At 36.6% G+C, this 21,212-nt stretch carries 26 protein-coding genes; all 26 read left to right on the top strand.

Annotation, left to right across the window (positions count from 1 at the left end):
• The first annotated feature begins 3 nt into the window (after positions 1-3).
• The 26 genes from rlmN (at position 4) to KQI83_RS10530 (ending at position 21,200) form a co-directional block, all read left to right on the top strand.
• On the top strand, positions 4-1,059 hold the full coding sequence (gene rlmN, locus KQI83_RS10405) for a 23S rRNA (adenine(2503)-C(2))-methyltransferase RlmN (RefSeq protein WP_216557448.1): 1,056 nt from the start codon (positions 4-6) through the stop codon (positions 1,057-1,059).
• Positions 1,056-1,799 (top strand): Stp1/IreP family PP2C-type Ser/Thr phosphatase, encoded by a 744-nt coding sequence (locus tag KQI83_RS10410; RefSeq protein ID WP_216557451.1) that lies wholly within the window; start codon positions 1,056-1,058, stop codon positions 1,797-1,799. Before rlmN ends, KQI83_RS10410 begins: the two co-directional genes overlap by 4 nt.
• Complete coding sequence (pknB, locus tag KQI83_RS10415; RefSeq protein ID WP_216557454.1) at positions 1,793-3,874, top strand: Stk1 family PASTA domain-containing Ser/Thr kinase; 2,082 nt, start codon at positions 1,793-1,795, stop codon at positions 3,872-3,874. Before KQI83_RS10410 ends, pknB begins: the two co-directional genes overlap by 7 nt.
• Positions 3,875-3,897: 23 nt before the next feature.
• Positions 3,898-4,776 (top strand): ribosome small subunit-dependent GTPase A, encoded by an 879-nt coding sequence (rsgA, locus tag KQI83_RS10420; RefSeq protein WP_216557457.1) that lies wholly within the window; start codon positions 3,898-3,900, stop codon positions 4,774-4,776.
• Between the two features lie 9 nt (positions 4,777-4,785).
• Positions 4,786-5,439, top strand: a complete 654-nt coding sequence (gene rpe / locus KQI83_RS10425; protein WP_216557460.1) for a ribulose-phosphate 3-epimerase — start codon at positions 4,786-4,788, stop codon at positions 5,437-5,439.
• 12 nt (positions 5,440-5,451) lie between these two features.
• A complete protein-coding gene (locus KQI83_RS10430) occupies positions 5,452-6,108 on the top strand; it encodes a thiamine diphosphokinase (RefSeq protein WP_216557463.1) in 657 nt (218 codons plus the stop codon).
• Positions 6,109-6,584: 476 nt separating this feature from the next.
• Positions 6,585-7,610 carry a LacI family DNA-binding transcriptional regulator gene (locus tag KQI83_RS10435; protein WP_216557465.1) on the top strand — a complete coding sequence of 342 codons (1,026 nt, stop codon included), beginning with the start codon at positions 6,585-6,587 and terminating at the stop codon, positions 7,608-7,610.
• The gene (locus KQI83_RS10440; protein WP_216557467.1) at positions 7,595-8,926 is read left to right on the top strand and encodes an MATE family efflux transporter; all 1,332 of its coding nucleotides are present in this window, start codon (positions 7,595-7,597) and stop codon (positions 8,924-8,926) included. Before KQI83_RS10435 ends, KQI83_RS10440 begins: the two co-directional genes overlap by 16 nt.
• Before the next feature lie 54 nt (positions 8,927-8,980).
• Positions 8,981-9,517: a hypothetical protein gene (locus KQI83_RS10445; protein ID WP_216557470.1), complete on the top strand. Its 537-nt coding sequence runs from the start codon at positions 8,981-8,983 to the stop codon at positions 9,515-9,517.
• A gap of 176 nt (positions 9,518-9,693) precedes the next feature.
• A complete protein-coding gene (locus KQI83_RS10450; protein ID WP_216557473.1) occupies positions 9,694-10,170 on the top strand; it encodes an NUDIX hydrolase in 477 nt (158 codons plus the stop codon).
• A 243-nt stretch (positions 10,171-10,413) separates the two neighbouring features.
• Positions 10,414-10,698, top strand: coding sequence for a hypothetical protein (locus tag KQI83_RS10455; RefSeq protein WP_253295586.1), 285 nt, complete (start codon positions 10,414-10,416; stop codon positions 10,696-10,698).
• A 148-nt stretch (positions 10,699-10,846) separates the two neighbouring features.
• The gene (locus KQI83_RS16790) at positions 10,847-11,479 is read left to right on the top strand and encodes a TetR/AcrR family transcriptional regulator (protein ID WP_253295587.1); all 633 of its coding nucleotides are present in this window, start codon (positions 10,847-10,849) and stop codon (positions 11,477-11,479) included.
• On the top strand, positions 11,460-12,281 hold the full coding sequence (locus KQI83_RS10465; protein ID WP_216557475.1) for an alpha/beta fold hydrolase: 822 nt from the start codon (positions 11,460-11,462) through the stop codon (positions 12,279-12,281). Before KQI83_RS16790 ends, KQI83_RS10465 begins: the two co-directional genes overlap by 20 nt.
• Positions 12,272-12,859: a DJ-1/PfpI family protein gene (locus tag KQI83_RS10470; protein ID WP_330622372.1), complete on the top strand. Its 588-nt coding sequence runs from the start codon at positions 12,272-12,274 to the stop codon at positions 12,857-12,859. Before KQI83_RS10465 ends, KQI83_RS10470 begins: the two co-directional genes overlap by 10 nt.
• A gap of 78 nt (positions 12,860-12,937) precedes the next feature.
• Positions 12,938-13,138, top strand: a complete 201-nt coding sequence (locus KQI83_RS10475; protein WP_216557478.1) for a hypothetical protein — start codon at positions 12,938-12,940, stop codon at positions 13,136-13,138.
• An 88-nt stretch (positions 13,139-13,226) separates the two neighbouring features.
• Positions 13,227-13,382: a hypothetical protein gene (locus KQI83_RS10480; RefSeq protein ID WP_216557481.1), complete on the top strand. Its 156-nt coding sequence runs from the start codon at positions 13,227-13,229 to the stop codon at positions 13,380-13,382.
• 207 nt (positions 13,383-13,589) lie between these two features.
• On the top strand, positions 13,590-14,912 hold the full coding sequence (locus KQI83_RS10485) for an MATE family efflux transporter (protein ID WP_216557484.1): 1,323 nt from the start codon (positions 13,590-13,592) through the stop codon (positions 14,910-14,912).
• An 8-nt stretch (positions 14,913-14,920) separates the two neighbouring features.
• Positions 14,921-15,787 carry an AraC family transcriptional regulator gene (locus tag KQI83_RS10490; RefSeq protein ID WP_216557486.1) on the top strand — a complete coding sequence of 289 codons (867 nt, stop codon included), beginning with the start codon at positions 14,921-14,923 and terminating at the stop codon, positions 15,785-15,787.
• 384 nt (positions 15,788-16,171) lie between these two features.
• On the top strand, positions 16,172-16,561 hold the full coding sequence (locus KQI83_RS10495; RefSeq protein WP_216557854.1) for an aldo/keto reductase: 390 nt from the start codon (positions 16,172-16,174) through the stop codon (positions 16,559-16,561).
• A 772-nt stretch (positions 16,562-17,333) separates the two neighbouring features.
• Positions 17,334-17,567, top strand: a complete 234-nt coding sequence (locus KQI83_RS10500; RefSeq protein ID WP_216557490.1) for a cold-shock protein — start codon at positions 17,334-17,336, stop codon at positions 17,565-17,567.
• Entirely contained in the window at positions 17,548-17,988 is a 441-nt protein-coding gene (locus KQI83_RS10505; protein ID WP_216557492.1) for a hypothetical protein, read from the top strand. Before KQI83_RS10500 ends, KQI83_RS10505 begins: the two co-directional genes overlap by 20 nt.
• A gap of 14 nt (positions 17,989-18,002) precedes the next feature.
• The gene (locus KQI83_RS10510) at positions 18,003-18,308 is read left to right on the top strand and encodes an HU family DNA-binding protein (protein ID WP_216557494.1); all 306 of its coding nucleotides are present in this window, start codon (positions 18,003-18,005) and stop codon (positions 18,306-18,308) included.
• Positions 18,308-18,472: a hypothetical protein gene (locus KQI83_RS10515; RefSeq protein WP_216557497.1), complete on the top strand. Its 165-nt coding sequence runs from the start codon at positions 18,308-18,310 to the stop codon at positions 18,470-18,472. The genes KQI83_RS10510 and KQI83_RS10515 overlap by 1 nt, the downstream gene beginning before the upstream one ends.
• Before the next feature lie 12 nt (positions 18,473-18,484).
• The gene (locus KQI83_RS10520; RefSeq protein ID WP_216557500.1) at positions 18,485-18,661 is read left to right on the top strand and encodes a hypothetical protein; all 177 of its coding nucleotides are present in this window, start codon (positions 18,485-18,487) and stop codon (positions 18,659-18,661) included.
• A gap of 4 nt (positions 18,662-18,665) precedes the next feature.
• On the top strand, positions 18,666-19,094 hold the full coding sequence (locus KQI83_RS10525; RefSeq protein ID WP_216557503.1) for a hypothetical protein: 429 nt from the start codon (positions 18,666-18,668) through the stop codon (positions 19,092-19,094).
• A gap of 228 nt (positions 19,095-19,322) precedes the next feature.
• The gene (locus KQI83_RS10530; RefSeq protein ID WP_216557506.1) at positions 19,323-21,200 is read left to right on the top strand and encodes a hypothetical protein; all 1,878 of its coding nucleotides are present in this window, start codon (positions 19,323-19,325) and stop codon (positions 21,198-21,200) included.
• The last annotated feature ends 12 nt before the right edge of the window (positions 21,201-21,212 follow it).

Below are 21,212 nucleotides of genomic sequence, written 5' to 3' on the forward strand. Positions count from 1 at the left end.
AGAATGGAAAAAACAGATATTAAGTCATTGAATCAAAAGGAACTGGAAGAATTACTGGTTTCTTATGGTGAAAAAAAGTTTCGCGGAAAACAGATTTACGCATGGCTTCATCAGAAACATGTGAGCTGTTGGGAGGATATGACGGATATTTCAAAAAAATTAAGAGAACAGTTAGAAAAAAACTGTGAGTTAACTGCATTAAAGAAGATAGAGATGCAGGAGTCAAAGCTAGACGGTACCAGAAAGTACCTGTTTGCATTAGCAGATGGAAATATGGTAGAAAGTGTATTGATGAAATATAAGCATGGAAATAGCGTTTGTATTTCCTCACAGGTAGGTTGCCGTATGGGATGTCGTTTTTGTGCATCTACTTTGGATGGTCTGGTGCGAGGATTAACTCCGGCAGAAATGTTAGATCAAATATACCGTATTCAGGAAGATATTGGAGAGCGTATTTCCAATGTTGTAGTTATGGGAACAGGAGAACCACTGGACAACTATGATAATCTGCTGAAGTTTATTTCACTTTTAACAGATGAAAACGGATTACATATCAGTCAGAGAAATCTTACAGTATCTACTTGTGGAATTGTACCGAATATGAAACGGCTTGCGGAAGAAAAACTGCAAATTACATTGGCATTATCCTTACATGCGTCCTCACAGGAAAAACGATTAGAGTTAATGCCGGTAGCTAATAAATATCAAATTGATGAAGTAATAGAGGCTTGCAAATATTATTTTGAGCAAACCGGAAGAAGAATTACCTTTGAATATAGTTTAGTAGGCGGAGTCAATGATACAGACGAGGATGCAAGCCAGTTGGCAAAGTTGATAAAAGGCTTGAATTGTCATGTAAACTTGATACCGGTAAACCCCATAAAAGAGCGAGATTATGTGCAATCCAATCCGCAGGTTATTTCAGATTTTAAAAATAAACTTGAAAAATATGGGATAAATGTTACTATTAGAAGGGAAATGGGCAGAGATATTGACGGAGCCTGTGGACAATTACGCAAACGCTTCCTATCTCACACAGAAAGGCAGGGATTATCATGAGAGCATTTTCCAAGACAGACAAGGGAAAAAGACGAGAGATGAATCAGGATTATGTGTATACATCTGAAGGCAGAATTGGTAATCTTCCGAATTTGTGTATTTTAGCAGATGGAATGGGAGGCCATAATGCAGGAGATTATGCATCCAGATATACCGTAGAGACGATTGTAGATTCCATTGAAAAGGATGAACAGAAAGAGCCGGTAAGCATTATTGAACAGGCAATACAACGTGCGAATCAGGCAATTTTAGAAAAGGCAAAGACAGATATTGACTTAGACGGTATGGGGACTACAGTAGTAGTAGCTACCATTGTGGATAATGAAATGTATGTAGCCAATGTAGGAGACAGTCGTCTGTATGTGATTGGAGAAGAAATACATCAGATAACTAAGGATCATTCCTTTGTGCAGGAAATGGTTCGTAGAGGTGAGCTGAATGCAAAGGATGCAAGAGTGCATCCGGATCGAAACATCATAACGAGAGCCATTGGAGGAGCGAAGCCATTGGAAGTAGACTTTTTTGAAGTAGAATTAAAAGAAAAAGAACGTGTATTGATGTGCTCTGATGGATTGACAGATATGATAGAAGATGAAGACATTTTGAAGATACTTAAAGAACAGAAAAGCACGGCAGACGGAATTGAATGTTTAGTAGAAACAGCCAATGAAAACGGCGGTAATGATAATATTACGGTAGTCGTGATAGAACCATTTTCAGACGAGGTGAAAACATGTTAAAAGAGGGAATGTATCTGGCAGACAGATATGAAATAGTAGGAAAAATCGGCACTGGCGGAATGGCAGATGTATATAAGGCAAAGGATCATACACTGGGACGTTTTGTAGCCATTAAAGTATTAAAGCAGGAATTTTCAGAGGATGTTAATTTTGTAACAAAGTTCCGTACTGAGGCACAGTCCGCGGCAGGATTAGAACATCCGAATATTGTAAATATATATGACGTAGGAAGTGAAAACGGAATGCACTACATTGTTATGGAGTGCGTAGAAGGAATCACTTTAAAGACTTATATTGAAAAGAAGGGACGTCTGTCCTTCAAAGAGGCAGTCAGCATTGCCATCCAGGTAGGAAGAGGAATTGAGGCGGCTCATAATAAACATATTGTACATCGTGACATTAAGCCACAGAATATTATTATATCCACCGAAGGGAAGGTAAAGGTAACAGACTTTGGAATTGCAAGAGTAGCTACTAACAATACCATCAATGCAGATGTTATGGGCTCAGTACATTATGCATCCCCGGAGCAGGCAAGAAATGGATTTGTAGATGGAAGAAGTGATATTTATTCCTTAGGTATTGTAATGTATGAAATGGTAACCGGAAGAGTTCCATTTGACGGAGAATCTACCGTAGCAGTGGCTATTCAGCATTTGCAGGAAGAAATGGTGGTGCCAAGTGCATATGTACCGGATCTTCCAATCAGTATGGAAAAAATTATTTTGAAATGTACACAGAAAAGTCCGGACAGACGTTATCAGACCATTGGAGATTTATTAATCGACTTGAAAAAGGCATTGATTAGTCCGGATGAAGACTTTGTAGTAATGGTTCCGGTAGGACAGCAGGAAAAAACAAGAGTAATGAAACCGGAGGAAGTAGAAACTATCAAAGAGCAGGCAGGAAAAGTGTATTACAATAGCGATGACGAAGATGTGGATACAGATGATGACGATGAGGATGACGAAGATGAGGATGACGAGGAGGAAGGCGGATTCCTGAATCCAAAGATGGAAAAGGCAGTTACCATTATGGGAATTGTAGCAGCAGTCATTATCGTACTTATTGTAGCCTATATCGCAATTAGCCTTACCGGAGTATTTAAGTTTAAAGACAAGACCACAGACAAGGATAATACGACCAAAAAAGAAGAAACCACAGATAAAATAGAAATGATTGACTTAACAGGAAAGACATATGATGAAGCAAAGAAAGCATTAAATGATTTAGGGCTTGGCATTGAAAAAGGTGACACAATGTCTTCCGATAAGTATGAAGAAGGTCTGGTAGTAGGTCAGAGTGAGAAAAAGGGTGATATGGTAAAGAAAAATACTACCATTACCGTTAATTTAAGCAGTGGTGCAGGTGAGATTGAAGTACCAAGCGTGGTAGGACTGGATAAAGATGCCGCAACAGATACCTTAAAAGCTGCCGGATTTAAAGTAGATACCGACTACGATTACAGCAATGATGTACCGGAAGGGGATGTCATTTCCCAGACTCCGGATGGAAAGTCAAAGGCAAAGAAAGACGATACAGTAAAGATTATTGTAAGTCGTGGAACACAACAAGTAAAGATGATAAGTGTAGTTGGAAAATCAGAGCAGGATGCACGAAGTGCATTGTCAGGTATTGGAGTTGAGGTATCTAGCGTAAGTTCTGATTATAGTGATACAGTACCGGAGGGATGTGTAATTTCTCAGAGTATTTCTGAAGGAACCTATGTTAATCCGGGAACAGGAGTAACACTGACAATTAGTCTTGGAAAGAAAGTAGTAGATAAATATTATTCTTTGGTAAATTATACAATAGACAGCTCTAAACTTAGTATCCCAGATGGTGCAACGGATGTAAAAATTGATGTAACGTTGTATACATCCAATAATGAAAAAGTAAAAGACTGGACAGGACAGTCATTACCATTTACCGCAAATGCAAGTGATATTAAGAATTGCAGTGATGGATACTTTATCGTGAAGTGTTCTTGGACTGTTACAGATGAATCAGGAAATCCAAAGCAGGAAACAAATGGTGAGGGAACAAGAATTAATGTGACCTTTACTCAGAATTAGAGTCTGTAGAGCAGGAAGAGTGTATGCAGGGAAAGATTATCAAAGGAATTGCCGGCTTCTATTATGTGCATGTAATAGGAGCCGGAGTGTACGAATGTAAGGCAAAAGGAATATTCAGAAAAGAAAAAATAAAGCCATTGGTGGGCGATAATGTAGAGATTGATGTTATCAATGAAGAAGAAAAAGTTGGAAATATCAGTCGTATTTTACAGCGAAAGAATGAATTGATTCGTCCGGCAGTGGCAAATATTGACCAGGCAATGGTGATTTTTGCAGCAGCAAAGCCAAAGCCGAATTTTAACTTATTAGACCGTTTTTTGATTATGATGGAGCAGCAACAGGTGGAAACTATTATTTGCTTTAATAAGCAGGATTTGGCTACGGAAGAAGAACTGCGTAAGTTAGAAGAAACCTATGAAAAGTGTGGATATCATATCCTTTTTACCAGTGCAATGAAGGAAAAAGGAATTGATGAAGTAAAAAAAGTGTTAGAAGGGAAAACAACTACAGTTGCAGGACCTTCCGGTGTGGGAAAATCTTCTCTTATCAATCTTTTGCAGGAAGATATTGAAATGGAAACCGGAAAGATTAGTGAAAAGATTGAACGTGGAAAACATACCACACGACATTCTCAGTTGATTCATATAAAAGATAATACCTACATTATGGATACTCCGGGATTTAGTTCTCTGTATCTGATGGGATTTGAAAAGGAAGAACTGCGAGAATATTTTAAGGAATTTAAAGAATATGAGCCAGCGTGTCGTTTCTTAGGATGTAGCCATATTCACGAGCCGGATTGTGGTGTGAAGCAGGCATTAGAAGAAGGAAAAATCAGCCGGATTCGATATGAAAATTATGTTGCAATGTACGAAGAATTGAAAAATGTTAAGAAATACTAGGAGGAATTTATGAATTGTTTATCACCGTCCATATTGTCAGCGGATTTTGCAAAATTAGGAGAACAAGTACAAATGATTGATGAGGCAGGAGCCGAATATGTGCACATTGATGTAATGGATGGCATATTTGTACCAAGTATTTCTTATGGAATGCCTGTTATTCAGGCAATAAGACCGTGTACAGAGCGGATTTTTGATGTACATCTTATGATAGAAGAACCCATTCGTTATATAGATGATTTTGTAAACTGTGGAGCAGATATTATTTCTGTTCATGCAGAAAGCTGTAAGCATTTAGACCGTACTGTTGAGGCAATTAAGGAAAAGGGAATTTTAGCTTCAGTAGCTTTAAATCCATCCACCGACTTAAGCGTACTTGAGTATATTTTGCCAAAACTGGATATGGTATTGTTGATGTCGGTAAACCCAGGGTTTGGAGGACAGAAATATATTTCCTATACTACAGAAAAGATTCGCAGATTACGCCAGATGATAGAAGAAAGAGGACTGAAAACAGATATCGAGGTTGATGGTGGAGTGAATCTTTCTAACGTAGAAACCATAATGGAAGCAGGGGCTAATATTATTGTAGCCGGAAGTGCAGTTTTCCATGGCGATATACAAGAAAATGTAAAAGAGTTTTTAAATATCATGCAGAAATAAGAAGGAAGAAATATGCAGGCATTGATTGTAACAGGCGGAAGCATAGAAGATACATTTGCTTTGAAATTTTTAAAAGAAAATCCGTGTGACTTAACCATAGCGGCAGATAGCGGTATGGAGTTTTTTTATAGAAACGGATTAGTTCCAGATGAAATCGTAGGAGATTTTGATTCCGTAAAGTCAGGTGTATTAGAATTTTTCAAAGAAAATAATCCCAATATAAAGATTCGTAAATTCCAGCCGGAAAAGGATGAGACGGATACGGAACTTGCTATTCGTACTGCCATAGATGCCGACTGCAAAAAAATCTGGTTATTAGGAGCAACCGGAACAAGAATAGACCATGTACTTGGTAATATTCATCTGTTGGGAATGGCAATGGAACGGGATTGTGAGTGTATCATGCTAGACAGTTGCAATCGGATTCGAATGCTAAATCAGGGAATGACAATCCGACGGGAAGAACAGTATGGGGACTATATCTCATTGTTTCCCTTTACTCCTACCGTAAAGGGATTAACTTTGCGTGGGTTTAAATATCCATTGGAAAAATATGAGTTGCAATGTTACCATTCCTTAGGGGTTAGTAACGAAATAAGTGAAGAAAAGGCAGAGATATCTTTCGAAGAAGGAATTTTATTGATGGTAGAATCAAAAGATAAGAAATAGGGTAAAAGACCGAGGCAGAGAACTTCGGTCTTTTTGGCAACAGGAAATTGTGCCTTATTGCATTAAAAGTGCCCAACAGGAACATACACTTCACTGGTAGCATATTGAGCCAGAATATTATCTTTTGTTTTGCATATTAATAAATTGTTCAGTGTCTCCGACAACAAGCCGGTATTCACGTCCGATTAGTATTGTATTAAGACAAAAGTGAGATAATTTTTCGATTTATCAGTCTAATGAGATGCATTAATATAAGCAAACAGGCAGGTGGTTTTAGTAAATGAGACTGCCTGCCATCTTTTATGCTCATAAATGCCCTTTCATGTGTGTTCAAATTACCGAAAATGCGTAATGTTGTAGTAAAATGTCACAAAAACCGAACATGAATTTTGTGATGGGTTACACGCTTAACCTTTGTAAACCCCACATTTCTGTTGTACCATATAATCAGAATATCAAGAAAAGAGGGAATGGATATGACACAGAACAGGATTAGAATCATAGATGTCGCAGATGCGTTAGGTCTTAGTACTGCTACTGTCTCAAAAGTGATTCATGGAAAAACAGAAAAGATTTCAGATGAAACAGTAAAACGTGTCCAGCAGGAACTTGAAAGGTCAGGATATATCCCGAATATGGCAGGTATTTTGCTTGCAAGAAATAATTCCAGAATCATCGGAGTGGTGGTGAATGACCATATGAAGTATGAGGGCAGGGTTTTAGAGGATGGATTTGTGATGTCATCATTGAATGCTCTTTCCCACGAGGTTAATGAAAAAGGATATTTTCTGATGATAAAAACAACGGCAGATATTAGTGAGATTCCGGTGTTTGCTTCCATGTGGAATATGGATGGTCTGATTCTGATGGGATTTTGTGAAGCGGATTATGAAAAGCTTAGAAATCAGATGAGGATATCCTTTGTTGTGTATGATGGCTATTTCGAGAAATGTTCTAAGGTAGTTAATTTAGTCATTAATCATTATGATGGAGGCTACCAGGCAGGAAAATATTTTAGAGAGCTTGGTCATGAAAAAGCATTATGTATAGCAGATAATTTCATATGTATGGATAAGGAGCGTATCGAAGGATTTTGCGAAGCGTTTGAGCCGGGTGAGACATTGATATGGCAGATTCCAAAGACTGAAAAGGAAAGAGTATGCTTTTATCAGGATAAATTCTCAGAGCTGTTAAAGAGCAGCGTTACAGCTATTTTTGCAGTGTCAGATTTTTATGCACTTGAGTTTATGAGGTTTTTACAGGGAAAGGGCATACGAATTCCAGAGGATATCCAGATAATCGGTTTTGATGACAACATGGTAAGCCGAGAAAGCAATCCTGCACTTACGACGATTCATCAGGAGGCATCACTTAGGGCGAAAAATGCAATTGAATGTCTTGAGGCGATGCGTGATGGAGCATATTGTGAGACTGAAATAGTGTTACCTGTTGAATTAGTAAAAAGAGAAAGTACGAGGGTGTTATCATGTCAAAATTTATGAAATCATTGTGTAAAATAGCAATTCCTGTCACCTTGCAAAGTATGCTGCAGGCATCCTTTTCCATTGTTGACCAGATTATGATAGGACAGCTCGGAGAGACTAATATATCGGCAGTTGGATTATGTGGAAATTTTTCTTTGATTTTCTCCGTGGTGATTGGTGCGGTAAGCACGGTGGCAGGGATATTAATCGCACAGTTTATTGGTGCTGAAGATGCGAAGGAAGCCTGGTGTAGCTTTAACGTCAGCCTTATTTGCGGAATTATTATATCAGCATTGTTTTTTTTGACGGCAGGAGTTTTTCCAATGCAGATTCTTGGACTGTATACTAAGGATATGAGTATTGTAAATACAGGTGCGGTCTATTTCAGAATTGTAGCGTTTTCCTATATCCCAATGGCAGTCAGCAATATTTTATCTACATGGCTGCGCTGTAAAGAGCATGCCACGATACCATTTTGGGTAAGCTTTGGAGCAGTTGCTGTAAACACAGGATTGAACTGTTTGCTGATATTTGGGAAATTCGGATTTCCATGTCTGGGAATAAAGGGAGCTGCGATTGCAACACTTATTTCACAGTTGTTTAACCTTGTATTTATTGTTATTGGATTTGTTTTATGTATCAGAAAAGATGGAGATAAACCGCTACTGTCCCTGTATTTTAGAAAGATTAGCATTAGGGATTTTTTGATAATGATCATGCCGATTATGGTCAGTGAATTTTTGTGGAGCCTCGGACAGAATGTGGAATCTGCGGTATATGGTCATCTTGGCACATCAAACCTGGCAGCTTATACACTTACCTGTCCGATACAGGGAATTATTGTAGGTGCATTGAGCGGTTTGTCAGCTGCTGCCGGTGTGATAGTTGGTAAGAGACTTGGAAGGAAAGAATATGATGAGGCTTACACAGAATCGAAGAAGATTATGTATGCGGGCTTAATCGGTGCAGCAGCTGTATCGACATTGCTCATTCTTCTTGCTGGAGAGTATACCGGATTGTATCGTGTGGATGATAGTGTAAAAGAACTTGGAAAAATGCTACTTATCATATTTGCCTTGTATGCTCCAGTTAAGGTGGAAAATATGATACTTGGCGGAGGCATCATAAGAAGTGGTGGAAATACAAAAATTATCATGGTGATTGATAGTGTTGGCACATGGTGTATCGGAATTCCTCTATGCTTGCTTGCTACATATGTGTTTAAGTGGGGCATTGTTGGTGTGTATACATTGCTTACCACTGAGGAAATATTCAGGCTTGTTGTATCACTGGTTATTTTTAGAAAGCGTAAATGGATGATCAGTTTATCATAGTGTATGATAGCTTGGCGTTTTAAACTGCAAATTCGTTGTTTTAGGAGGAACCACATGAATAAAGAAATGACCGTAAATGGAAAAAACTATACAATAATTAAATTGTTAGGAAAGGGGAAAGGCGGATATTCTTATTTGGTAGATACTGGAAATAATAAGTATGTTTTGAAGCAGATACACCATGAGCCTTGTAGTTACTATCAGTTTGGAAACAAGCTTGAAGCGGAAATCAGAGATTACAAGCGACTGAAAGAAATCGGAATCAAAATGCCTGCCATGCTTGAAACAGATGTGAAAAACGAACGCATCTTGAAGGAATTTATTGATGGTGACACTATTTATCAGTTGGTTTTAGAAGACAAGATGAAAACTGACTATATCGAGCAATTGTATAAAATGTGTGCGCTGTTATATGCTGCCAATACAAATATTGATTATTTTCCAACGAATTTTGTTGTACATAATGAAGAAATATATTATGTGGATTTCGAGTGCAACGATTACATGGAAGAATGGAATTTTGAAAACTGGGGTGTAAAATACTGGTCAAAGACACCGGAATTTCTGCAATATGTGAAAGAACATTTATGATACAAATATGGGGGTACTAAAGTAGAAACTCTTTACAGCAATTCTAACTGAAAGCAGCAGTATATATATTGTATATGTACGGTAATTGTGGGATGAAGTGTCTATATGAAACGGAAGTGTTTTACAAAATCGGAATTTGTTAAATTGGAAAATTAGAATTTAGAGGAGGCAATGCAATGGATATTTCCTATAATTCTGAAAATCAAAAATTTAATTATAGAGTATGTGCCATGATAATCGCGGAAAATAAAATTTTAGCGATGCACGATGAACGTTCACCCTATTTTTATCTTCCGGGTGGAAGAGTTAAGATGGGTGAAACTGCTGAGCAAGCAGTGGTTCGGGAAGTTCAGGAAGAACTTGGTGTAACTCCAAAGATTACACGTCCATTATGGCTCAATCAGGCTTTTTTTACCGAAGATGTGGATAATCTACATTATCATGAACTGTGTATTTATTTTCTGGTGGATATTTCAGAGACAACTCTACTGGAAAGAGGAAACGTCTTTACTCTGACAGAAGGAAAGCATATCCATACTTTTGAATGGCTGGAGTTTGATAGATTGAAAGATGAATATTTTTATCCGCTTTTCCTGAAAAAAGCGATTTACGATCTTCCCGATGAATTCACCCTTCGCACGGAATTAGAGTAACAAATTTAAGTTTGTCAATTACAGGTGACATTGAAAGAGCCAGCCCATTCAAGGTGCTGGCTCTTTCAAAAATCCCATTCTAATAAATTGCACGACAACTTAGCGAAAAATAAGCTCCCCATTATGAAAAATGAATAGAAAATGTATAAAAGTGGCAAAAACGAATAATTATAAGGGCTTATGCATTAGACACACATTTGTAAAAAGGGAGTTAATTTCTGGGGCAGAAGGAGCCTGTTTGTTTTGGCATATGGTCTTGTTATATGCTGCTTTGCAGCCGCAAGAGACGGACTGGATAAAGCAATTCAGTATACGATAGATGGAAGCTGTAAGCCCGGTATATTTTCACTTGTGAGTGTTCCAAACATTGTTGGATGTGTTGGAGCTGCAATCATAATTATTGCAGCAATAGCAACACCAATTGCAAAGTCACAGCATATGCGTGAGATATGGTTTTATGTGATGTCCGGTGGAGTGATGCTAAAGATTGTAGTTATGGAGATTGCAAGAATTATACAGATGTTTTAGGAGTATTTTCATGAGAGTGCACCACTATGGATAATAGAGACGTTATTATGAACAGATAGTCATTGACGTGATGATCAAATGAGGTCTTCCGTTAATCGGTCAATGGGTATATACTTGCATTAACCGAATTGGTCAACGGAGGTAGCTTATGAATGAAAAATTTTATGCATTGCCGGAAGAAAAACAATCTCAAATATTAAATGCTGCATATAAAGTATTTGCAACGAATCAATATAAAAAGGCACCAACCTCAGAAATTGCGGCAGAAGCCGGAATATCCAAGTCACTTTTGTTTCATTATTTTCATAATAAACTGGAGCTATATCTTTTTCTATGGAAGCATGCAGCGGATTTAACAAAAAAATACATGTGTAAATATAAGGTATATGAAACAGATGATTTTTTTGAAATGATGCGTCGTGGTCTGATGGCTAAGTGTGCAGTGATGAGAAAATACACATTTTTATCCCTGTTTTCCATTAATTCATACTTTGAAACCGAGCCGGATATTCAATCAATCATCCAACCGGATGTACAGGATGCTGCCCAAACGACATTGGAAATGCTTCTGCCAATTTTGAATCTCGATTTAATTCGTAAGGATATAGAGTTTTCTCGTATATATAAAGAAATTCTGTATGCTTCAGATGGGATGCTTAAATATTGGTATAGAACAGGGAATTATGATGTAACAGCTTTTGAGCAGGAATATCTGGAAATGATAAATCATTGGGAAATGGTTTATGGAAAGGAAACGGAAAATGACAGAAAACAGTTATAAGACACCTAGTGGCTGCATCCATTATTTTGTAAATATAGTAGATAAGCAGAAAATTACGTTAGTGTTTTTGCCGGGACTTACAGCAGATCACAGGCTTTTCGAGAAGCAGACAGAATATTTTGAGAAGAAACAGAATGTGTTTGTATGGGATGCACCATCACATGCATTATCCAGACCATTTACGGATAATTACAGTCTGTCTGACATGGCAGAATGGCTTGATAAAATCTTAGCAAAAGAAGAAATATATAATCCGATCATTATTGGTCAGTCTATGGGTGGATATCTGGCTCAAATGTATATGGAATTATATCCAGATAAGATAAAGGGGTTTATCTCCATTGATTCTGCACCGCTTCAAAAGTCTTATATGACTGCAATGGAAATATGGCTTCTTGAAAGAGCAGAGCCATTATATAAGATATATCCATGGAAAGCACTTCTTAGGGCTGGTTCAAGAGGGTGCGCAGAGACGGAATATGGACAGAAGCTTATGCGAAAGATGATGATGTCCTATGATTCAGAGCCTAAAGAATATGCAAGGCTTGCCGGCTTCGGGTACAGAATGCTTGCTGAGGCAATCAAAGCGGATCTGCCATATCGTATCAGTTGTCCGGCACTTCTTATCTGTGGCGAAAAGGATAAAGCGGGCTCAGCAAAAAGCTACAATAAAAAATGGCATCAGAGAGAAGGTTTACCGCTTAAATGGATAAAGAATGCCGGTCACAATTCCAATACGGACCAGCCGGATGAAGTCAACAGACTGATAGAAAAATTTATCAGAGGGGTAGAATGTATATGAAAGTGTTATTGTTTTGCTGTAAAGGTTTTGAAATGATGGAGTTTTCTTCTTTTTACGATGTTTGCGGGTGGGCGAAAAGTGAATATGGATTTGATATGCAAGTAGATGTTTGTGGGTTTACTAAGGTAGTACACAGTGCTTTTTGGAGAAATGAGCTTAAAGTTGATAGATTGATAGAAGAAATCAGTGCGGATGAGTATGATGCCATTGCCATTCCGGGTGGAGATTATGTATATGGCTTTTTTGAGGAAGCATATGATGAACGATTCTTACAATTAATCTGTGAGTTTGACAAGCAAAGAAAGATTATTGCAAGTGTTTGTGTAGCTGCATTGCCGATTGGAAAAGCTGGAGTTCTGGAAGGCAGAAATGCTACTACCTATCATTTGAATGATGCATATCGTCAGAAAGAACTTGCTGAGTTTGGAGTTAACGTTATGAATGAGCCTATTGTAGTGGATAAAAATATAATTACTTCGTATTCCCCGCAAACTGCCAATGATGTTGCATTTATAATGTTAGAACGATTGCTTGGAAAAGAGAAAACTGATAGGGTTAGAAAAGGAATGGGTTGGTAGAATATATTCAAAAAGTCAGCTCCCAAAAGCAGATATGATTATAGCAAGTTTATTAGCGGGGTAGATAGGAGTGTCCGGATGAAATTAAATATACAGTGGAAAAAAGTATTATATGGAATTATATTGATAGTTATCGGTATAATATTGGCTGCTCTTCATTTTATTGTGGCTGGAGATGGTATCAGAGATTTCATTTCTGGTATTATTGCAGTTATATCGGTATTGGTAATATTAGTAGGAACTTATATAACGTCAAGTGGAATCAAAAACTGTAAATGAAAAATTTTAAAGTATTGTGAATGTTCTGCTGGTTGGTATATGCGATTGTTCTCTGAGGTTTTTGAAAAGAGTGTAACAGTTACAAGCAATGAATCAGATGATGAAAGGACAATTAAATCAATATGAGGTACAATCTGCTATGATACTTGGGATCGCAGGTGGTAATGGTTTGGAGCACGTTGATACAGAAAAATTAAACAAGGTTTATGGTGTGGATATAAATCAGGAATACCGAACACTATAATGGTCTCATAAATTAAGACACTTTTTCGGGCAGATGGTGCAGCATATGGAAAACGAAAGAAAATACAACAAATTAGGACTGTGTTTTTCTCCATTCGCAAATAGAAGTAGAAATAGTGCAATTTTTGCATAATATTATACAAGAAATGTGAGAAAATATATCGTATTATTGATAATATATGTTATATTAGTATTTAGGGAGGAAAACATGGAAGGTGAAAGAAAAACATTGGCACAACTGTCCGTGCCAATATGCTTAGAAACTTTATTTTATATGCTTTCAGGTATGGTCGATACACTTATGTTATCATCTGTAAGTGACCATGCTGTGGGGGCTGTCGGAACAGCAAATACATATATAGGTGTTTTTATCATTATGTTCGGGGTAATATCATCCGGTATGGTAGCGGTTATGTCACAAAATATCGGAGCCGGAAGACCCGGAATTGCATATCAGGCGAGACAGCTTGGACTTGTTTTTAATGCACTGACAGGTATCCTGATGTCTGTTATTCTTGCTGTCTTTTCTGGAGAAGTACTGAGGATTGTAAGTATTGCCCCAGCTTTGCTTGAGCCAGCTGAAACATACCTTAAAATTGTTGGAGGTGCAAGTTTTTTAAATGCACTTATTCCTATTTTTTCCAGTTATTTAAGAGTGTTTGGATATACAAAACATTCCTTAATAGGGACGGTTATTGGTAATGCAATTAATATTATACTGAATTCGGTATTTCTGTTTGTGTTTCACTGGGGAGTAATGGGAGTTGCTGTTGCAACAGTTATTTCAAAGGTTGTGAATCTTATTATTGTAGCGGCAATGGGGGCTGTACTTATAAAAGCAAAGCAGAGCCCTGAGCGTGCACAGCCACGAAAGATACTTGCACAGATTGTTAAAATCGGTTTTCCTTCTGCATTTGAAACAGCACTTTATAATGTGGCAATGACATTTATAGTGCGTTTTATGAACCGGATGGATGCGGACGGAATGAATGTTACAGCTCGTTCGTATGCTATGCAGATAGCCAATTTCTCATATTGTGTAGGAGCTGCACTTGCACAGGCTAATGCTATTATGACTGGTTGGAGAATTGGGGCAAAGAAGTATGAGGAATGTGACAGGGGTACGCGAAAAGCTGTGATATATGGTCTTATAACAGCGACGTGCTTCTCTGTGGCATTTGCAATGTCCGGGCATTTTATCGTTCACATATTTACGGATGATACACAGATGATCAATCTTGTGGTAAAATTGTTGATAGTAGATATATTCCTTGAATTTGGAAGAGTGACAAATCTTGTATATGGTCAGGCATTAAAAACAAGTGGAGATGCTATTTTTCCGGTTATAATGGGTGCAATATTTATGTATCTGTTTGCGGTTGGTGGAACATATTTTCTTGGAATACATATGGGGCTTCTGGCGGTAGGAGCATATATTGCTATGGCAGGCGATGAGTGTGCGAGAGCAGTTGGAATGGTGCTTAGATGGAAGAGTGGAAAATGGAAAAGTAAGAGTCTTGTAGAATTGTAGGAGAGATTATGTACTTTGAATTAAAGGAAAATAAACCACATGGTACAAAGGACGATCCATTTAGTACATATCACATAGAGAATGCAGGTCGGTCATTTCAGATACCGGTGCATTGGCATGATGAGCTTGAAATTATATATGTAAAAAGCGGTTTCCTGACGGTAAGTATATCAGGAGAGAGCTATATTGGAAACCCCGGGGATGCGTTTGTTGTGTCGCCGGGAAATCTGCATCTCATGGGTTCAGATACCGGTGCGGTGGATTATTATACATTCCTTTTTCCATTAAAGAATCTATCTTTTCGTGCGGATGACCTGTTAGAGGATAAATTGCTTGAACCATTAAATAGCGGTCATTTGATGATAAATCCAAGAATAAATGATACGGCAAAAGAACTGTGTGAGCAGTTGATCGAAGTCTATGAGGCAAAAAATGATGAAAGTGAGTCACAATTAACCGCACAGATAAAGACAAAAATCATTCTTTTACAATTTATTCTTGAAATGTGGAAGAAAGGATTTATTATAGAAAATGATACAAGCGGAAGAAACACGGTAGAAAAAGAAATGGTTTCATATATACAGCAGAATTATACAGGAAAGATATCGTTAAAAGAATTTGGGGAACAGTTCCATCTTTCGGAAAAATATATATCGCGGTATTTTAAGGAACATTTTCATATTACGCTATCGCAATATGTAACATATTTACGGTTGGAGCATGCAAAACAGCTGTTACAGGACACCGATATTCCGGTTACCGAGGTAGCTATGCAGAGCGGGTATCAGAATGTAAGCTATTTTATAAGAAGCTTTAAAAAAACATATGAGATCTCACCACTGAAATACAGGAACAATATGTTGAATGAAATATAGCAATTTACATAAACAGCTTAGTCAGTATGCTTAAAAACAAGACTTATCCAAATTTTCCCTGCATCTCTATTAACTTTTGGTGCAACTTTTATCCGGCTACTGTGAAATCTTAAAGAAACATCTTTAATCTATTTTGAATTTTCTGGGGATGATATCAATTTTGTTATGTACTTTTACACGAATTTTATTATTGGAACAACGCTCAGATAGATGTAGAATGGAATGCAAGGGTCATAGGAGCAGCTAATTCATAGATTATCTTTAGCATATCAGGCTACAATTAAACCTCTTATATCAGAATTATATGGAAGGTGTAAAAAAGAACTTTGGATTTGGGGTGTATGCGACGTCCGATGCAAGGAGAAGAAGTAAAAACATGTTGGAATTCCCTTCCATGATAAGGCAGAAGTGTTAGCGGAAATTTTGAAGGAATATCCACAGGTAGAAGTAGTTCAGATTCAGTTTAACTATCTTGATTATGAAGACCCTGCTATAGAAAGTCGTAAATGTTATGAAGTATATTGCAAATACAATAAACCGGTGATTGTTATGGAGCCGGTAAAAGGGGGAAGTCTGGTAAATCTGCCGGAAGAAGCCAAGAAAGTATTAGAAGATTTGCATGGTGGAAGTCCCACAAGCTACGCAATTCGTTTTGCCGCAGGATTTCCGGGGATTGAAATGGTTCTTTCCAGAATGAGCAATTTAGAACAGATGAAAGATAACGAAAGTGTGAAAAAGCCTGTCCACAGCATTTGCAAATCAGAAAACTTTTAAAAGAAGTGACAAAGGAATTTGAACAAAAATAAGAAGTATTGTTAGAGGACCCACTTGCAACTACCTCAACGGAAGAACTATTGCACCTTGCCATTTTACAACCTGAAAATGTCAAAGATACATTACATGCTTATCTATTTCTATGGTTCATTAAAACCGGAAAAATAAAAGAAATTATAAATAGAAAAATATAAAAAAATTGAATATTAGAAATTTGGATTTAGCTGTTTCAATAATAGAAATCATATGGTATAATATAAGGCTGTATTAAGTTATTAAAAGGGTCTTGAAAATTATATAAATATGAGTAGAAACAGAAAGGCAGAAATCCATATAAACCAAGGATATCTGAGTAGGTGTAGGATAAAATGAAATTAGGAATCGTAATATCAGTACCGATTTCATGTATCTTTTTATATCTCCATAAATACCTATAAAGCCTTATATTATCAGCATTTGAGCAATTTGTAAGTAGCATATATCTCTATGCAAATTTATGTATTTTAATGGTAAAATTGTGTAGTGATTGTGTAGTAACTGTGTACGTTGAGTTTGATACAAAATAGAATATTAGGACATCTAAATAAGTCCATATACTTGTATTTATTATGAGTATGTGGGCTTATTTTAGTGCCTTAAAATCACAGACACAGAAATACTCATAAATGGCTTTAAAACGCTTATATGAGCCACAGAGAGCGTCAGAGTGCCATTATATGACCTAAATTTGAAATGGGAATTTCATTAGAAGAAAACAACAGGAGGATAATGAATGTTTGGAACAGTAACACGATACTTTGATGACAAAGGATATGGATTTATCCGTGGAGAAGATGGAAAGTCTTACTTCATCCACAAGTCTAAGCTGAATGGCGAATACATTGAAAAAGGCTATTATGTATTCTTCAGACCATTTGTAAGTGATAGGAGCGACTATAACGCAGCGGATATATCTGTAATTGATGCACCAGAAAGGAACAGACAACATGGCAAAGGTAATAAATAATATGGACGACTTGGCTATTGCATTACAACCGACATTAAAGAAAATGGTTGACGGCATGGCACAACGAGTATATGAAACTTTGAACTTCTTTCTGCAAAGATATTATGATTCATACGATCCAGTATTTTACCGCAGACAATATGATTTTCTAAGGTCTGCTTTTAAGGTAGATGCAAAAATTGTCAGAGGTAAAGCGGTAGCATCGGTGTATATTGATACAGATTACATGAACAATTATTATGGTGTATCTGGTGAACAGGTTGCAACATGGGCGAACGAAGGTCTGCATGGTGGAAAAAATCTTGGAACTAATACACCTCATGTATGGGATGAAACAATGGCAAACACAGTAGACAATGGAGCATTGGTAAGAGATGCAGTTGCTTATTTGAGAAGTCAAGGATTTACAGTCAGAGTGTAGGAAAGGAGGGGTAAATGATTTTATACAAGAAAGATGTAATAGACAAGCTATCTGAAAAGACAGGCTTATACAAAAAGGATATTAAAGCAATGCTTATTGCATTGAATGAATTGGTATATGAGGAAATGGATAACGATAATGCCATTATTCTGAATAATCTTTTGAAGATTGAGCAAGTAACAATACCACCTAGAAATAGATATGACATTGTGCGTGATAAAGTGTATCAGCATGAGGCATATCAAGTTGTGAAGATTACACCGAGTAACAATCTTAGAGATAGATACAGAAAACAGAATACAGAAAATGAGGATGAATGATGGCGAAAGTATTACATATTAAAGATGCTTATTTTGAGTTACCAGATAAGCACAATGATGATATAGGGTGCATGGTTACATTACTTGGACTGCACTTACAACAGAATAAGGATGTATCAGAAGATGATACGTGTAACATTGACTATGAATTGATTGAAAAATAAAGGACGTAAAGCATGAATGATATACCAGATTGCAGTAGATGTGAACGCTGTAAAAATATGGAATATTTATTTGATGATTTTTATTGTTGCGAAGAAAACGAACCATCACAAGTATATGGATTGCTTGGGGCATATTGCCCACCAGAAGTCAGTCCTATGTGGTGTCCAAAGAGAGTAAAGGAGAAATAAGATTATGACAAACAAAATTACAACTACAAAACAGAATATTAAGGAAATGATTCTGAAAGATTCGGAAATTACAAAGATTTTATTAAATGGCAAGGAAAATAATTATGAGAATGTGAAAGGACTGGTAGGAAGAAAGATATTTAATTATATCAATGATGATTGCTGTGCTACAAGTAGTTATATTCGTATTTCCTATGATGTGGATTATATACCTTCTAAATATGAGGAAATGGCAACAAGAGGCACAATAATTGTTCAAGTAGTAGGATTTTGTAATCCTTGCGAAGATAATTATAACAGCTATATTGATATATTATCAGAGAAAATTTTAGAGGATGTTTTAAAGACATTTAAGCCTACAGAATATAGAAATGTATCTGAACCGATTGAATGTAACAGTATCAGAAGAAAGATAATATTCACAATCGAATAATCGGCAGACATACACCGATACAAAATAAAATGTATGGATATTTCCCAACAGGCAGGAAGTAAAAGAAAGTCTGTATCAGAGATCAAGAATATCTTATGTGCGATTCTGCACAATTTCCAATAGTGAAAAATAGTGAAAATGCGACTGCTGCATATAGCAGTTTATTAAGGTGCGTCAAATTTGTCGTAGCTTTATTTCTTGACCTCTGATTTATAGCAAAGGAGGATCATGTATAGTGAAAATAGAATTAAATGTATGTACTTCAATAACCGATTCAAGGAGAAACCACAAGGAAAACAATGTGGATGGGTACAGAAAAGTCTAACAGAGACAGATATTACAATAGAAGAATTGGCAGATGCTTTATGTCATGGAGCATCATTTAAGCCTGGAGTTTTACAAGGCGGTATGAAAGCTGGTAACTGGGTACAGCAACAGTTATTTGGTTTGGATTTTGATAATGGAATGTGCATTGATGAAGCATATAATAAGGTCATTTCTCTTGGAATTGTACCTTGCTTTATGTACACGACATTCTCACACAAAGAAGAACATCATAAATTCCGTATGATTTTCTGCAATGATACTGTTATTACAGATGGCAATGTCAGAGATAGACTACAAGCTACTCTTATGGGTGCTGTAGGTGGAATTGATGAAGTATGTTTCAATAGAGACAGATTGTTTTTCGGTGGTAAAGGTGGAGAGGTATTATATCCATCTTATGACAGTAGAATCAATGCGGATGGAGTTATTGAAAAATACTGGAAAGATGAATATGAGCAATACATATCAAATGCACAGCCTAAATCCAAAAAGAAGCCTTCTGCCAGTAAAAAAACAAAAGATAAAAGTGATGCAGACAAAGAATATCACTCATACGAAAACTTAAATGTCAAAGCAATCAAGGAACATGATGTTGAATATTTGCGTACAGTATTAGCACATGAACCGATTGAGTTTGACACAAAAAATGAATTTTGGGATTATATCTATTCAGAACTGGATATTGCAGAACTGATAGATATTGACGATTCGAGGTCTTTTTGCTGTATTTTGCATGAAGACCATAACCCTTCTGCCAACATCTTTACTACAAAAAATGGAGTACAGAAGTATAGGTGTTGTTCTGAAAATCTTACTCTTAACATAAAACAGTTGATTGAAATGTTGGGAGATTTCAAATCTGAATTTAAAGCAATTCAATTCATAATGGATGTTTATAATCTGTCTATAAAGGAATCTCAATGGAGCATTGAACAGCGAGAAAACATAGATATGATGATAAATAACATCACTCTGAATAAATTTCAAGAACTATGTCCACAGGCTGATAAAAATATCAAATATGCGAAAGATACATTCCTTATGATGTTATCTATTGCAAGAAACAATATTTATAGCGAGAAGTTTTCTAATGACGATGGAGAAATAGTCTTTTATGTTACCAATAAAAAGTTGGCTGAATATATGGGAAAAGGTAATAGTCAGAAGAAAATTGACAAGATCAATAAGTATGTGAAAATGCTAATCTACCATGATTTGATACGGATATTAGATAATGACCAGATACCAAAGGAATTATTGAAAAACGCATTAAAATATACGAATGGTAATAAGAATCGTGTCAATTTCTATGCTATTCCATCATGGGTAGTACAGCAGTTGAAAACAATAGAAGATAATGGAATCCGTTGGAAAGATAAAGGCTATAGAATTGGCGGTGTATCGTTTGATATGTTCTATCGTTCTGAAGGTTTTGAGGTAGCCGCCTCATTATATCCACAATATAAGAAAAAGAAAAATGAATATGGTGAGATTGTCAACAGGACTACTACAAAGGCTAGTGACGAGCGTACATTGAAGATTTCAGAAGTGATTTTACATTGTATTCAAAGAAAAGGATATTGTACTGAAAAAGAGGTTGTATATATTCTTGGGAATGAATACAGATATGAGGTCACAGAAACACAGATTAAGCGGTGTTTGAATGAGATTATGGATTGCTATGGATTGAAGAAAGTCAAGGCTAATAAGGTATTAAAAGAGCAATTTGACATTAAATCAGATGGTTATCCCTACATAATAATTGAAGATGAGATATAAGGGTAGGTAAAA

Source organism: Roseburia sp. MSJ-14, assembly GCF_018918225.1.
GTDB lineage: Bacteria > Bacillota > Clostridia > Lachnospirales > Lachnospiraceae > Petralouisia.

Bases quoted from the DNA above. Each gene is read 5' to 3' on its own strand.
- KQI83_RS10485 (WP_216557484.1), top strand. From the start codon at position 13,590: ATGGAAGGTGAAAGAAAAACATTGGCACAACTGTCCGTGCCAATATGC.
- rpe (WP_216557460.1), top strand. From the start codon at position 4,786: ATGAATTGTTTATCACCGTCCATATTGTCAGCGGATTTTGCAAAATTA.
- KQI83_RS16790 (WP_253295587.1), top strand. From the start codon at position 10,847: ATGAATGAAAAATTTTATGCATTGCCGGAAGAAAAACAATCTCAAATA.
- KQI83_RS10450 (WP_216557473.1), top strand. From the start codon at position 9,694: ATGGATATTTCCTATAATTCTGAAAATCAAAAATTTAATTATAGAGTA.
- KQI83_RS10500 (WP_216557490.1), top strand. From the start codon at position 17,334: ATGTTTGGAACAGTAACACGATACTTTGATGACAAAGGATATGGATTT.
- KQI83_RS10470 (WP_330622372.1), top strand. From the start codon at position 12,272: ATGTATATGAAAGTGTTATTGTTTTGCTGTAAAGGTTTTGAAATGATG.
- KQI83_RS10435 (WP_216557465.1), top strand. From the start codon at position 6,585: ATGACACAGAACAGGATTAGAATCATAGATGTCGCAGATGCGTTAGGT.
- KQI83_RS10510 (WP_216557494.1), top strand. From the start codon at position 18,003: ATGATTTTATACAAGAAAGATGTAATAGACAAGCTATCTGAAAAGACA.
- KQI83_RS10490 (WP_216557486.1), top strand. From the start codon at position 14,921: ATGTACTTTGAATTAAAGGAAAATAAACCACATGGTACAAAGGACGAT.
- KQI83_RS10515 (WP_216557497.1), top strand. From the start codon at position 18,308: ATGGCGAAAGTATTACATATTAAAGATGCTTATTTTGAGTTACCAGAT.
- rsgA (WP_216557457.1), top strand. From the start codon at position 3,898: ATGCAGGGAAAGATTATCAAAGGAATTGCCGGCTTCTATTATGTGCAT.
- KQI83_RS10520 (WP_216557500.1), top strand. From the start codon at position 18,485: ATGAATGATATACCAGATTGCAGTAGATGTGAACGCTGTAAAAATATG.
- KQI83_RS10475 (WP_216557478.1), top strand. From the start codon at position 12,938: ATGAAATTAAATATACAGTGGAAAAAAGTATTATATGGAATTATATTG.
- rlmN (WP_216557448.1), top strand. From the start codon at position 4: ATGGAAAAAACAGATATTAAGTCATTGAATCAAAAGGAACTGGAAGAA.
- KQI83_RS10505 (WP_216557492.1), top strand. From the start codon at position 17,548: ATGGCAAAGGTAATAAATAATATGGACGACTTGGCTATTGCATTACAA.
- KQI83_RS10465 (WP_216557475.1), top strand. From the start codon at position 11,460: ATGACAGAAAACAGTTATAAGACACCTAGTGGCTGCATCCATTATTTT.
- KQI83_RS10525 (WP_216557503.1), top strand. From the start codon at position 18,666: ATGACAAACAAAATTACAACTACAAAACAGAATATTAAGGAAATGATT.
- KQI83_RS10530 (WP_216557506.1), top strand. From the start codon at position 19,323: ATGTATAGTGAAAATAGAATTAAATGTATGTACTTCAATAACCGATTC.
- KQI83_RS10445 (WP_216557470.1), top strand. From the start codon at position 8,981: ATGAATAAAGAAATGACCGTAAATGGAAAAAACTATACAATAATTAAA.
- KQI83_RS10410 (WP_216557451.1), top strand. From the start codon at position 1,056: ATGAGAGCATTTTCCAAGACAGACAAGGGAAAAAGACGAGAGATGAAT.
- KQI83_RS10440 (WP_216557467.1), top strand. From the start codon at position 7,595: ATGTCAAAATTTATGAAATCATTGTGTAAAATAGCAATTCCTGTCACC.
- pknB (WP_216557454.1), top strand. From the start codon at position 1,793: ATGTTAAAAGAGGGAATGTATCTGGCAGACAGATATGAAATAGTAGGA.
- KQI83_RS10480 (WP_216557481.1), top strand. From the start codon at position 13,227: ATGAATCAGATGATGAAAGGACAATTAAATCAATATGAGGTACAATCT.
- KQI83_RS10430 (WP_216557463.1), top strand. From the start codon at position 5,452: ATGCAGGCATTGATTGTAACAGGCGGAAGCATAGAAGATACATTTGCT.